Genomic DNA, 13,291 nt, shown 5'->3' with positions numbered 1-13,291 from the left:
TCCTCCAAACTTCAATAGGAACATTGTAAACCATTTGGTTTCAATTAACAATATTTACACATAAAATGTTTACAAACAACGAAACCCGCAACTCTGACACATGAGCTGCGGGTGATTTAGCATTGCTTAATTATTCGTTAATTTGTATTTCGATACCTGATTTGAATTCAACAATGATGTGGTTGTCGTAAATCGTTATCTTTTCCAAGAGAGTCCGCAAATAATCTTCATCGTATTCAGTCAGCTCGCAAGGCAGGTCGTTAAGGAAACGCATCATCTCATCGATTCGTGTTTTCAGATCCTGTCGGGATGCCTGCTCATTTTGAATGGCCTGCTTCTCATCACGTAGCCTTCTAATCTCCATACCTAGCTCATCACCGGTATTCTTTGAATTAACGGTTGCCAATAGCTCCTGCTGCATTGATTTCATCTGTTCATCAATCGCTGCAATCTGATTTGATGTGACTTCCTCCAAGCTACTCTCTATATTCTCTCGCAATAGAGGCAGGATTGCTTCCTTTTCGCGGAATGGGCCATATAAGGAAACATATTAACCATTTCATAGATTAAAATCCAAACTAGGGTTCGAATCCCTACAGTATGTCAAAGAAGCTCGATGTCATCTATGAAACTGAGGGACAAAAAAACGAGGGTAAAAGCCCCCGAAAAGGCAGATGCCATGCGGCTTTGACCGCATGGCATCTATATTCACCTAAATTGATGGCGGAGAAGGTGGGATTCGAACCCACGTGCCCTCGCGGACAACCGCATTTCGAGTGCGGCGCGTTATGACCACTTCGCTACTTCTCCATGATAAATATAATATTTTTAAAACCTATAGGGTTTTGCTTTAGGCTTTGGTACGTTTTTCCCGGAAATATTGTTTTAACAGTACTGAGCATTCTTCTTCCAAGACGCCTGCCGTGACTTCAACTTTGTGATTCCAGCAGTTTCTGTTCAGTACATTCATCACGGACTCAACAGCGCCGCCTTTGGCATCCGTCGCTCCGTAGACCAGGTGTTTGAGCCTAGCTTGAAGAATCGCGCCGGCACACATCGGGCAGGGTTCCAGGGTGACATACAACGTCGCATCCGTCAGCCTCCAGTGACCCATCGCCTCGGCTGCTCGCCGGATGGCGAGGATTTCGGCATGTCCTGTCGGGTCTTGTTTCTGCTCTTTTTCATTGAAGGCGACAGATAGAATTTGCTGATTCACGATAACGAGCGCGCCAACCGGAATCTCATTGCAGTCATAAGCCTTTTGGGCTTGGTCAAGCGCAAGTCTCATCCAATCTTCATGTTTCATTTCTCTCAGCCTCGAATACCATCCTGCCAGATCCGTAGAAGAATAAAAATATGCTGGACAGGAAATACAGATTCAGGATTGAAATAGTACGAGTACTTCTACCGTTCGCAACGGCAAATCTGATAAAAAAAGGCCTTAAAACCTTTGCGATATGATGGTGGCCCCGGGAGGACTCGAACCCCCGCAAGACAGGGTTTAGGAAACCCCCGCTCTATCCACCTGAGCTACGAGGCCATATGGATTGCATGGCGGAGGGGGTGGGATTCGAACCCACGGCCCCTTTCGGAGTCACCGGTTTTCAAGACCGGCTCCTTAAACCGCTCGGACACCCCTCCAGCAGTAAGACGATAGATAGTATAACATAAACTTTATAACTAAACAAGAAGCTGTTTGCGCCAATTTTAAACAATGAAGCAACAAACAATATAATAATCTAATTACATTAATGCTCTTAGCATTAATCAAAAAAACTTTATTCTAATCTAACCGATAAATTCCGTGCCCATGTATGGAACCAGTGCTTTCGGAATCCTGATTCTACCGTCTTCTTCCTGATAGTTCTCCAGAATAGCCGATACGGTCCTGCCGATGGCCAGTCCGCTGCCGTTTAAGGTATGCACAAACTCCGGTTTTTCCTTAGGTCCGCGCCGAAAACGAATATTCGCTCTTCTGGCCTGAAAATCATTAAAATTGCTGCAGGAAGATATTTCCCTGTACAGATTAAAGCTTGGCAGCCATACTTCAATGTCGTACGTTTTAGCAGAGCTGAATCCAAGATCGCCGGTGGATAAAACAATAACGCGGTAAGAAAGTTCCAGTTCCTGCAAAATCGCTTCAGCATCTGCGGTCAGCATCTCCAACTCCTGGAAGGAATTCTCCGGAAGGGAGAATTTGACAAGCTCGACCTTATTAAACTGATGCTGGCGGATCAGCCCGCGGGTATCCCTCCCGGACGCTCCGGCTTCGGCGCGGAAACACGCGCTGTAGGCACAAAATCTAATCGGAAGCATATCTGCTTCAAGGATCTCATCTCTGTAAATATTGGTGACCGGTACCTCCGCTGTAGGAATCAGAAAATAATCAGTTTTTTCTACTTTAAAAGCGTCTTCTTCAAATTTGGGCAGCTGGCCGGTGGAAAACATAGACTGCCGGTTGACCATAAACGGCGGAAAGACCTCCGTATAGCCTTTGGCGGCATGCCTGTCCATCATAAAATTGATCAAGGCTCTTTCCAGGCGCGCTCCGAGCCCTTTGTAGAACGTAAATCGAGTCCCGGTTACTTTGCCGGCCCGGGCAAAATCCAAAATATCAAGTTTTTCCCCCAGCTCATAGTGGGCCAGCGGCTGAAATTCAAACTTCCTGGGTTCACCCCATTTGCGGACTTGGATGTTATCATTTTCATCTTTACCAACCGGAACAGATGCATCGGGAATATTCGGGATCAAATAGAGTACTTCCAGCATTTTTTGCTCGATCTCGTTTAAACTGTCATCCAGCGTTTTGATGTTCTGACCAACCTCACGCATTTGAAGGATCAGCTCCTCGGCATCCTGCCCGCTTTTCTTTCGCCGGGCAACTTCTTCAGATACCTTATTGCGTTCCGCTTTCAGATTTTCCGCCTCAAATAAGATTTGCCGTCTTTTTTCCTCTTGGCGCAAAAAATCATCCAGGTTGATATCGGCACAGCGTTTCGCTAACGCTTCTTTGACAATCTCGGGATTGCTGCGCACAAATTTTAGATCGAGCATAACGGGCCCCTCCTATTTTCGATACTGATCAACGATGTTAATGAAATATTCATGAATTCTGGTATCGTCGGTAAGCTCGGGATGAAACGCGCTGGCCAGAATATGATCATCCTGGACCAAGACAATCTTTCCGGCATATGCGGCCAGCACATCCACCTCCGGACCTGCTTCCGTCACATACGGCGCGCGGATGAATACGGCCCGCAAATTTCCGCCTTTTAGTCCCTTAACCGGGATATCCGCTTCAAAACTCGCAATCTGCCGGCCAAAAGCATTTCGTTTGACGGAAATATCCAGAAGCCCCAAAGAATACTGGCTACTCTGGTCAATTCTTTTACTGAGCAGAATCATGCCGGCGCATGTCCCAAAAATGGGGAAACCTTCACCAGCCATTTCTGCAATTTTGTCGCCAAAACCGTCAATTTCGAGCTGCTTGCCAATGGCTGTGCTTTCCCCGCCGGGAATAATCAGTCCGCTGATTTCTTTTAAATCATCGACGCTGCGGACTTCAACTCCTCCAACTCCAAGTTTTTCCAAAGATCTGCAGTGCTCGCGAAAAGCGCCCTGGATAGCCAGGACACCAATCTTCTTTTTCATGCTCACCAGCCCCGATCCTGCATTCTTTCCTCCGGAGCAATCGAGGAAATCTCCAGACCTGGCATTGCTTCACCGATTTCTTCAGAAAGCTTGGCCAGCATGTCCGGATCATTGTGATGGGTGGTTGCGAGAACGATCGCTCTGGCTCTCTTGGCTGGTTCAGAGGATTTAAATATGCCGGAGCCAACAAAAATACCGTCGCAACCCAGCTGCATCATGAGGGCCGCATCAGCCGGTGTTGCGATTCCGCCTGCGGCAAAATTTACAACCGGCAGTTTGCCGTGTTCGGCAACATATAGAACCAAATCGTAGGGTGCGGCCATTTCCTTGGCTGCGGTCATCAGTTCCTCTTTCGGCATGGTGGTCAGACGGCGGATATCGGCCATAACCGTCCGCATATGACGCACTGCCTCAACCACATTGCCTGTTCCGGGCTCACCTTTGGTGCGGATCATCGCGGCACCCTCGCCAATCCGACGCAGGGCTTCACCGAGATTGCGCGCACCGCAGACAAATGGAACTTTAAAATTATGCTTGTCAATGTGATAAAGGTCGTCGGCAGGAGTCAGAACTTCGCTCTCATCGATGTAATCCGCGCCAAGTGCTTCCAGGATCCGGGCTTCGACAAAGTGTCCGATTCTTGCTTTAGCCATAACTGGAATGGTTACAGCCTCCATGATTTTTTTAACAATGGTCGGATCGGCCATTCTTGCCACACCGCCTGCTGCCCGGATATCAGAGGGCACTCTTTCCAGGGCCATAACTGCACAGGCCCCGGCTTCCTCCGCTATTTTTGCCTGCTCGGGTGTTGTGACATCCATAATGACGCCGCCTTTTAACATCTCCGCCAAGCCTGTTTTTACTTTCCATGAAGCTACCTCAACCATGAATGATTCCTCCTAATAGATCTGTTAATCGTCCTATTGTTCCCTGTTAACATCATTTTATTAATCGTTTATTCTTCTTCTTTGCTTACAAATTTAGCTACGGCCACGACCTTGCTTTCACCGGTTCTCATGGCAGTGACTCCCTGGGCCGATCTCCCCTGGACGGAGATGCCGCTGACTTCCTGACGGATCACAATACCTTCATCGGTAATGACCATCAGTTCTTGATCGGCGGTGACGACCTTGACGGCGGCCAGAGGCCCAGTCTTAGAAGTGACTCTGTGCCCGATAATGCCTTTGCCACCACGTCCCTGGATCCGGAATTCACTGAGTTCGCTTCGTTTAGCAAAGCCATTCTCGGTAACGGTCAGCAATTCCAAATCACTAGCGGTTTTATCCACGACATCCATGGCAATGACATAATCATCTTTCCTGAGAGAGATTCCTCTTACGCCGCGGGCTGTCCGTCCCATGGCTCTGACATCTTCCTCAGAGAAACGAATCGCCAAGCCCAGACGGGTTGCAATCACGACATCATCATCTTGTTTCGTGAGGCGCACGCCGATCAGTTCGTCATTTTCATCCAGCGTCAGCGCAATCAAGCCATCACTTCTTTTTGTGTCGTAATCCTGGAGCGAAGTCTTTTTGACAATCCCGTTTTTCGTTGCTGTCAGCAGGTTGAATTGGTCTTTAAACTCCTTGACAGCAATCGTCGCAGTGACTTTTTCATCCTGCGCAAGACTCAAAAGGTTCACAATCGCAGTCCCTTTAGCGGTCCGGCTTGCCTCAGGTATTTCATGCGCCCGTAGACGGTAAACCTTGCCACGTGAAGTGAAGAAAAGAATATGATGATGTGTCGAGGCAATAAACAGGCTCTCCACAAAATCATTTTCTCCGGTAGACATGCCGTTGACACCACGTCCACCTCTTCTCTGACTGTGATAGGTGTTTAAGGGCAGTCTTTTGATATACCCTCTGTGTGTGACCGTAATTACGACGTCCTCATCCGCGATCAGATCTTCAATTTCCATCTTCGTCGCATCAAAGGTAATTTCTGAACGTCTCGGGTCCGCAAATTTATCCCTGATTTCCTTCAGTTCAGTTTTAATAATTCCACGAACCATTTTGTCCGAATTCAAAACTGCCGTCAGGTAAGCAATCTCATCCATCAGCCTTTGATACTGGGCATCCAGTTTTTCACGTTCCAAACCAGTCAGGCGCTTTAAGCGCATGTCCATAATCGCCTGGGCCTGTCTGTCGCTGAAATCAAAGCGCAGGATCAGTTTGGCTTTGGCGATGTCATCATCCTTGGAAGAACGAATGATCTCAATGACTTCATCGATATAGTCCAGCGCCTTGCGCAGTCCTTCAACAATATGTGCCTCATCTTCTGCTTTCTTCAGTTCAAACCGGCTGCGCCGGACAATAACTTCCTTTTGGTGTTTGATAAAATATTCCAGAATTTCCTGCAGGTTGAGTACTTTCGGGGTATTGTCAACCAGCGCCAGCATATTGATCCCGAAGCTATCTTCCATCTGGGTATGCTTATACAACTGATTCAGAATGACCTGAGGTGTAACATCCCTGCGCAGTTCAATCACAATACGAATCCCTTTCATTGTGGTCTCATCGCGCAAATCGGTAATACCTTCGATTTTCTTTTCCTGAACAAGTTCAGCTATCTTTTCAATCAGCCGGGACTTATTGACCACATACGGAATTTCCGTAACAACGATCTGCATTTTCCCATTTTTTTCGATTTTTTCGATATTGGCCTTCGCCCGGACCTTGATTGATCCCCTGCCAGTCGTGTACGCGCTGATGATTCCTTCCGTGCCCATGATTTGGGCACCGGTCGGAAAATCAGGTCCTTTAATAAATTTCATCAGATCTCTGATTCCAGGTCGAGGTGCTCCGTCTTCGTTATCCTCACTGTCCATCAAATATACTACGCCATCGATGACTTCGCCCAGATTGTGCGGCGGTATATTCGTGGCCATCCCGACAGCAATTCCGGAAGAACCGTTAACCAATAGATTCGGAAATTTCGCCGGCAAAACGTCCGGCTCTTTTTCTCTTTCATCATAGTTTGGACTAAAATTGACGGTATCCTTATCAATATCAGCCAGCATATACGTAGCCAGCGGAGCCATCTTCATCTCTGTATAACGCATGGCAGCCGCTGAATCGCCATCGATGGAACCAAAGTTGCCATGTCCGTCAATTAAAGGATAACGGCTGGAAAAATTCTGAGCCAGCCTGACAGCCGCATCATAGATCGAAGAATCTCCATGCGGATGAAATTTACCCATGCAATCTCCGACCAGTCGGGCCGATTTGCTATAACCTTTATTCGGGTGCATCCCTAACTCATTCATCGCATAAAGAATTCTGCGATGAACCGGTTTCAAGCCGTCGCGTACATCAGGCAAGGCCCTGCTGACAATAACGCTCATGGAATAATCTATAAACGATTTTTTTAATTCATCTGAAATCTCAATGGGCAAAACTTTGCCGTTAAAAAGTTCCATAGACATGAATCAACGCTCCTTTAAACATCCAGATTTCGTACATCCTTGCCATATTTTTGAATAAATTCCTTGCGAGGCTCCACTTTATCACCCATCAGCATCGTGAACAACTCATCCGCTTTCATGGCATCTTCCATTTGTACCACGAGCATGGTCCGGGATTCCGGATCCATCGTTGTCTCCCAAAGCTGTTCGGGATTCATTTCACCTAGACCTTTATAGCGTTGAATTTCTGTCTTTTCTCTGCCGACGGTATCAAGAACTTTGCTAAGCTCCTGATCATTATAAGCATATTGTATTTGTTTTCCGTTTTTAATTTTAAAAAGCGGCGGCTGAGCAATATATACATAATGATTATCAATAAGAGGTTTCATAAACCTGTAAAAGAATGTCAGTAAGAGAATTCTAATATGTGCTCCATCGACATCAGCATCTGTCATAATTACAACTTTATGATAACGGGCTTTTTCAATATCAAAATCTTCAGATATTCCGGTACCAAGCGCTGTGATCATTGCTCTGATTTCTGCATTTCCCAGGATCCTGTCCAAGCGGGCTTTTTCGACGTTCAGAATTTTTCCACGCAACGGCAGAATTGCCTGGAATTTTTGATTTCTTCCTTGTTTGGCTGAGCCGCCGGCGCTGTCTCCTTCAACAATGTACATTTCACAGTACCTTGGATCTTTCCAGGTGCAGTCAGCCAGTTTACCCGGCAAAGAAGTACTTTCCAGCGCACTTTTTCTGCGCGTGAGGTCTCTGGCCTTGCGGGCAGCAAGCCTTGCTCGGGTAGCCTGCAAGCCTTTTTCAACAATCTTTTTGGCAACGGCCGGATTTTCTTCAAAAAAGGTGGATAAACCTTCGCCAACCACGCTATCGACAATGGATCTTACTTCACTATTGCCCAGCTTGGTCTTCGTCTGTCCTTCAAACTGAGGTTCCATTATTTTAACCGAAATAATAGCTGTGAGGCCTTCTCTGACATCCTCACCACTTAAGTTATTCTCATTGCCTTTTAAAATATTGTTTTTGCGCGCATAGTCATTCACTACCCTGGTTAAAGCAGCTTTAAAACCTGCTTCATGCGTGCCGCCTTCTGTAGTATTGATATTATTAGCATAAGAAAACAGGGTTTCGGTATAGCTTTCGTTATACTGAAGGGCGATCTCAACCTTTGTATTATCTTTCTCCGTCTCAAATACAATCGCTTTCTGATGAATCGGATCTTTATTTTTATTTAAATATTCTACAAAATCAATCAGCCCATTATTGTGATTATAGACATCTTTGGCCTCGTTCCGCTCGTCAATCAGAGTAATCATGACATTTTTATTCAGAAATGAAAGCTCCTTCAAACGATGCGCCAGAACTTCATAGTCATAAACGATATCTTCGAAGATTTCCGGATCAGGCTGGAAAGTAATCATCGTTCCGGATCTTCCTTGGTACATACCGATTTCCTTGAGTTCCGTCAGTGTTTTGCCGCGGGAATATTCCTGGCTGTACTTTTTCCCATCTTTTTTGATCTCGACACGCAAATTAACGGAAAGCGCATTAACAACGCTCATACCGACTCCGTGCAGGCCACCAGAGACCTTATAAGCCTCGTTATTAAATTTTCCGCCGGCATGCAATACTGTCAAAGCAACTTCTACTGCCGGCTTTTGCATCTTTGCATGCATATCAACCGGTATGCCGCGTCCATTATCTTGAACAGTAATACTCTCTCCCTGATGAATAATAACTTCTATTTCATCGCAGTAACCAGCCATAGCCTCATCGATGCTATTGTCAACGATCTCATAAACCAGATGGTGCAAACCACGGCTGCTAGTGGAACCGATGTACATACCGGGACGCTTACGAACAGCTTCTAATCCTTCAAGTACTTCTATCTGGCCGGCATTATAATCAGATCCGGGATTCATTTGATTTGCTAATTCCGATTCATTTTGCAAAGCTGTTCCCTCCCAAATTTATCCTTTAACCTTAATATTATACTATAAAATCTGCTTTCATTCAAATATGAAGACCTCCCAGCTTCCGGAGGTCAATAAAACAACGAATCGTCTTCCTTAAAGAAAATTTGGCTGGCGCCAATCCTTTGGCAGAAGTCCTAGCAGTCTAGCTGTATCAAAAAGTACTTACATTTGCAAATACACTAAATAATACTTCCACTTTGTGATCTTTTCATTAACGTTGACGAAGAAATCGGAGACAGATAATATTCCGAATCCGTCATCACAAAGGATTTCTCTTTTCCTTTTTCCGTAATATTCTGTACGGTTCCCTTTTTCATCATTTTATTTAACAAACTGCGGGAAATCTGGTTGCTTCCTGCTTTATCCAAATCAAGGATCAGAATGATTTTGTCTTTTCTCACCATAATATTATTACCGATGTGTAGAAACATCAACTATTTCCTCCTTATATTTCCATTAGATACCTGATATACCACTGCTTTCTGATTCGCAATCCTGTCATCTGCACCAGTCATAGTGATGATCGTCTGTTTTTGCAGGGTATTAATATACTCAATTAAATAGTCCCTCCGATATTCATCCAATTCAGAAAGAACATCATCCAGCAGTAAAATCGGATATTCATCTTTTTCATTCCGGATGATTTCCATTTCAGCCAGCTTTAAACTGAGCACCAGAGAACGCTGCTGACCTTGAGATGCAAATATTCTTGTATCATTTCCATTCAGATAAATAATTATTTCGTCGCGGTGGGGTCCGAACAATACAGCTTTTCTCTCAATTTCCTGCATCATTTTTTTCTCAAGTATCTCCGGAAAGCTTTGTAAAGCCTGCTCTAAATCCTTTTTTCCTAAGGCTTGATAAACGATATCGAGATGGTCCTCATCCGAAAAAATGCTTTGAAATATCTTTCTGCAGTGGGTATTCAGTTTATCTGTAAATTCAGATCGATTAATGATAATTTTGGAACCGATCGCACAAATTTGCTCATTCCAGGCCTGGAGCTGAATTCTTAACAGATTAATATTTCTTTCGTTTTTCAAAAGAATATTTTTCTGGTGAACAGCCCTTAAATAAGCATTGAGCAGGGCAAAATGCGTAGGTCTAATCTGGGCAATCAGCAGATCAATAAAACGCCTTCTTTCGTTGGGTCCTTTTTTAACAATATTTAAATCATCCGGATAAAAAGAAACCCCATTGACTGTACCAACGTAATCTGAAAGACGTTTACAAGCCAATTGGTTAATCTTCATGACTTTTTTTCCGGTTTCGTAATAACTCTCCAGCATGAAGAGCCTTTCTGAAACTAGAAAAGAACCTGAAAGATAAAAATTTTTCTCCCCCCAGCGTATTAAATCATTTTCTGACTTACAGCGGGCCGATTTACCGCTAATAAGATACCCGATTCCTTCAAGGATATTCGTTTTTCCCTGACCGTTGGAACCCATTAGCAAGTTGATTCCCGGCTGGAAGTCAATCTTTTGTTCTTTATAATTTCTGAAATTAACCAAATATAAGTCTTTAATATACATGTTTAAACACGAATCATCATGCTAATTTCTTAGCGGTAGAACTAAACATAAGTATTTATCATTACTTTCGGGCCTGAAGATACAGGGACTAGATGATCCCGAAACTTCCATAACCACGTTTTCGGTGTCAACAACTTTAAGCAGGTCGATGATATACTTGGCATTAAAAGATATTGCAACGTCCTCTCCATTCTGTTCTACTTCGAGCTGTTCAAATACTTTACCCATTTCCGAAAAATGATTGATGTTAATATGGGAATTCTCAATATTAAAACGGACCGTATTGGTCTTCAAGTAATTGTCTTTGGATAAAAGAGAGGCTCTTTCTACTGCATCCATCAATTTTCGAGTATATATCAAAAGTTTCGTGTTGCATGTTGCCGGAATAACCTGTTTGTAGCTTGGAAACTGTCCTTCAATCAGACGGGTGACAATTTGAACCTGGTTAAATTTAAAAATAATTCTGGAATTGTTAAAACTGATTAAAATACTGTCATCATCTTCTATTAGCCTATAAATCTCATGCAAGGTCTTGGCTGGAATAATCCCGTTGAACTCTTTCTGATTTCCATGCAAAACTTCATTGCTGAGTGCCAGTCGGTGCGTATCTGTTCCGACAAGTGTTATATTTTCTTTATTCACCTGAAGCAGCACGCCGGTAAAAACAGGTCTGGTTTCTTCGACTGAACAGGCGAATATCGTCTTACGAATCATACTTTTAAAAAGTAAAGCCGGAAGTTCAATACTTTCATTGGATTCAATATCAGAAATCTCAGGATACTCTTCAGGATCATATCCGTTTACCGCAAAATCAGAGGAATCGTAAAAGATATTAATATTATTGTCAGTGCTTTCAATTTTAATTTCGGTATCCGGAAGCTTCCTGGCAATTTCTGAAAAAAGCTTGGCCGGTAAAACAACTTGTCCTTCTTCCTGAACATTGACCGGAACCTGGCAGCGGATGCCAATTTCCAGATCAGTGGCTTCAAACCAAAGGTTTTGTCTTTCTGCTCTCAGCCTGACTCCTTGAAGTATAGGAAGCGTATTTTTAGAGGACACTGCTCTTTGTACAGTGTTGATTCCTAAAATCAAATCTTCCTTTTTGCATAAGATTTTCATCGGATACCTCCTATGTATTCTGACTCCAATTCAAAATTATAACATAACTATTCACTATTCATAATAAGATATTAATTTAGTAGTAACCGTAGTAGTATAGCGTTAAAAATTGTGGATAAAAGGATCTGAAAAGCTAATTATAGTTTCTGTCTGATTGGATAAAAGTATTGATATCATGTGGAAATGATGGAAAGATATCCACAATTTTTAATATAAGGTGTGTTTAAATAAATAAAATAAAGGTTCATCAGGTTCTAACTTGATTTAATTTTACTGATAATGTCATTGATACTCTTTTCAACCAACGGATCATTTTTTTTAAGTTCACTGATCTTTTCACAGGCATGAATGACTGTCGTATGATCCCGGCCTCCGAATTTGTCACCGATCTGTTCCAAAGAAAGATCCGTCATCTCGCGGCATAGGAACATCGCAATTTGTCTGGGAAAAGCAATGGTTCTTGTTCTTTTCTTCTGTTTGAATTCCTGAATGGACATCTTATAATGTTCAGCAACACTTTTTTGAATCATATCAAGAGAAATCAATTTTTGGTTTTTCTGCGGGATCATATCCTTCAATATCTCTTCTGCCAGGGTAACGGTTATCGGTTGGTTAGTGAGCATGCAGTAAGCTGTTATTTTACTTAAGGCACCTTCCAGCTCCCGGATATTGGATTGAATCTCGGAAGCAATAAAAATAATAATTTCATCAGGTACAATAAAATTTTCCAGCTCAGCTTTTTTGCGTAAAATAGCAATTCTTGTTTCGTAGTCAGGCGGATTAATATCAGTTGTTAAACCCCATTCAAATCGCGAACGAAGTCTTTCCTCAAGTGTTGGTATTTCTCTCGGGGGACGGTCTGAAGAAATAATAATTTGTTTGTTGGCCTCATAAAGAGTGTTAAACGTATGAAAGAATTCTTCCTGGGTGCCTTCTTTGCCTGCCAGGAACTGAATATCGTCAATTAATAAGATGTCAATTTTTCGGTAAGTGTTCCGGAATTCGACCTGTCTTTCATAACGGATAGAATCAATCATTTCATTCGTGAACTGTTCGCCGGTGACATAGAGAATTTTCATCGAAGGAAAATTCTTGCTGATCACATGGCTGATCGCATGCATTAGATGCGTTTTGCCAAGCCCGCTGCCGCCGTAGACAAATAAAGGGTTATAGGATTTAGCAGGAGATTCCGCAACTGCAAGTGCTGCGGCATGGGCAAAACGATTCCCGTTGCCGATTACAAAAGTATCAAACGTATACTTTGGGTTCAGGGAATGAGACAAAACGCCAAAATTAACACCAGGGGTTTCTATTGGAGGAAGATCGGACGGATCTTGCTCGGCAATAAAGTTTAGAGTAACCGGTGCATTCAGGTAATTCTGAACAGTGGATTTAACGAGCGAGGAATACCTGCTTTCCAGCCAGTCTTTTGCGAACTCATTGGAAACACTGATGGTCAGCCGATTGTTGGAGAAATCAACCAGCTTCGTTGAAGACAGCCAAGTTTCAAAACTGGGCTTAGATAATTCATCTTTCAATTTCTCAAGGATATTTTCCCAGAAAGCGTTTAAATATATAATATTAGGAGACAT

General features: G+C 43.4%; 11 protein-coding genes and 3 tRNA genes. All 14 read right to left on the bottom strand.

Going from position 1 to position 13,291, the window contains the following annotated elements:
• Positions 1-130: 130 nt before the first annotated feature.
• The 14 genes from AAH944_RS00070 to dnaA all read right to left on the bottom strand — a co-directional run bounded on the left by AAH944_RS00070 (position 131) and on the right by dnaA (position 13,291).
• Positions 131-475, bottom strand: coding sequence for a hypothetical protein (locus AAH944_RS00070; protein WP_415535486.1), 345 nt, complete (start codon positions 473-475; stop codon positions 131-133).
• A gap of 246 nt (positions 476-721) precedes the next feature.
• Positions 722-810, bottom strand: a tRNA-Ser gene (locus AAH944_RS00065).
• 40 nt (positions 811-850) lie between these two features.
• A complete protein-coding gene (gene tadA / locus AAH944_RS00060; RefSeq protein ID WP_415535485.1) occupies positions 851-1,306 on the bottom strand; it encodes a tRNA adenosine(34) deaminase TadA in 456 nt (151 codons plus the stop codon).
• Positions 1,307-1,461: 155 nt separating this feature from the next.
• Positions 1,462-1,540: transfer RNA gene (locus AAH944_RS00055), tRNA-Arg, on the bottom strand.
• Positions 1,541-1,552: 12 nt separating this feature from the next.
• Positions 1,553-1,641, bottom strand: a tRNA-Ser gene (locus AAH944_RS00050).
• A 147-nt stretch (positions 1,642-1,788) separates the two neighbouring features.
• Complete coding sequence (serS, locus tag AAH944_RS00045) at positions 1,789-3,054, bottom strand: serine--tRNA ligase (RefSeq protein WP_415535484.1); 1,266 nt, start codon at positions 3,052-3,054, stop codon at positions 1,789-1,791.
• Positions 3,055-3,066: 12 nt separating this feature from the next.
• Positions 3,067-3,657, bottom strand: coding sequence for a pyridoxal 5'-phosphate synthase glutaminase subunit PdxT (pdxT, locus tag AAH944_RS00040; protein WP_415535483.1), 591 nt, complete (start codon positions 3,655-3,657; stop codon positions 3,067-3,069).
• Positions 3,654-4,538, bottom strand: coding sequence for a pyridoxal 5'-phosphate synthase lyase subunit PdxS (gene pdxS / locus AAH944_RS00035; protein ID WP_415535482.1), 885 nt, complete (start codon positions 4,536-4,538; stop codon positions 3,654-3,656). The genes pdxT and pdxS overlap by 4 nt, the downstream gene beginning before the upstream one ends.
• Before the next feature lie 68 nt (positions 4,539-4,606).
• Entirely contained in the window at positions 4,607-7,075 is a 2,469-nt protein-coding gene (gene gyrA, locus AAH944_RS00030; protein ID WP_415535481.1) for a DNA gyrase subunit A, read from the bottom strand.
• 14 nt (positions 7,076-7,089) lie between these two features.
• Positions 7,090-8,994, bottom strand: a complete 1,905-nt coding sequence (gene gyrB / locus AAH944_RS00025; RefSeq protein WP_415537901.1) for a DNA topoisomerase (ATP-hydrolyzing) subunit B — start codon at positions 8,992-8,994, stop codon at positions 7,090-7,092.
• Positions 8,995-9,227: 233 nt separating this feature from the next.
• The gene (remB, locus tag AAH944_RS00020) at positions 9,228-9,479 is read right to left on the bottom strand and encodes an extracellular matrix regulator RemB (protein WP_415535480.1); all 252 of its coding nucleotides are present in this window, start codon (positions 9,477-9,479) and stop codon (positions 9,228-9,230) included.
• A 3-nt stretch (positions 9,480-9,482) separates the two neighbouring features.
• Positions 9,483-10,580 carry a DNA replication/repair protein RecF gene (recF, locus tag AAH944_RS00015; protein WP_415535479.1) on the bottom strand — a complete coding sequence of 366 codons (1,098 nt, stop codon included), beginning with the start codon at positions 10,578-10,580 and terminating at the stop codon, positions 9,483-9,485.
• A gap of 21 nt (positions 10,581-10,601) precedes the next feature.
• Entirely contained in the window at positions 10,602-11,699 is a 1,098-nt protein-coding gene (dnaN, locus tag AAH944_RS00010; RefSeq protein WP_415535478.1) for a DNA polymerase III subunit beta, read from the bottom strand.
• Positions 11,700-11,953: 254 nt separating this feature from the next.
• Entirely contained in the window at positions 11,954-13,291 is a 1,338-nt protein-coding gene (gene dnaA / locus AAH944_RS00005; RefSeq protein ID WP_415535477.1) for a chromosomal replication initiator protein DnaA, read from the bottom strand.

This window comes from Dehalobacter sp. CP (genome assembly GCF_047652685.1).
In the GTDB taxonomy this organism is placed as follows: Bacteria; Bacillota; Desulfitobacteriia; order Desulfitobacteriales; family Syntrophobotulaceae; genus Dehalobacter.
The sequence above is the reverse complement of the archived record's forward strand: the minus strand, read 5'-3'. Positions and strand labels throughout refer to the sequence as shown.

Excerpts from the sequence above, each read along its gene's own strand:
- remB (WP_415535480.1), bottom strand. The coding sequence starts at position 9,479 with ATGTTTCTACACATCGGTAATAATATTATGGTGAGAAAAGACAAAATC.
- serS (WP_415535484.1), bottom strand. The coding sequence starts at position 3,054 with ATGCTCGATCTAAAATTTGTGCGCAGCAATCCCGAGATTGTCAAAGAA.
- gyrB (WP_415537901.1), bottom strand. The coding sequence starts at position 8,994 with ATGAATCCCGGATCTGATTATAATGCCGGCCAGATAGAAGTACTTGAA.
- gyrA (WP_415535481.1), bottom strand. The coding sequence starts at position 7,075 with ATGTCTATGGAACTTTTTAACGGCAAAGTTTTGCCCATTGAGATTTCA.
- dnaA (WP_415535477.1), bottom strand. The coding sequence starts at position 13,291 with ATGTCTCCTAATATTATATATTTAAACGCTTTCTGGGAAAATATCCTT.
- dnaN (WP_415535478.1), bottom strand. The coding sequence starts at position 11,699 with ATGAAAATCTTATGCAAAAAGGAAGATTTGATTTTAGGAATCAACACT.
- pdxS (WP_415535482.1), bottom strand. The coding sequence starts at position 4,538 with ATGGTTGAGGTAGCTTCATGGAAAGTAAAAACAGGCTTGGCGGAGATG.
- recF (WP_415535479.1), bottom strand. The coding sequence starts at position 10,580 with ATGTATATTAAAGACTTATATTTGGTTAATTTCAGAAATTATAAAGAA.
- tadA (WP_415535485.1), bottom strand. The coding sequence starts at position 1,306 with ATGAAACATGAAGATTGGATGAGACTTGCGCTTGACCAAGCCCAAAAG.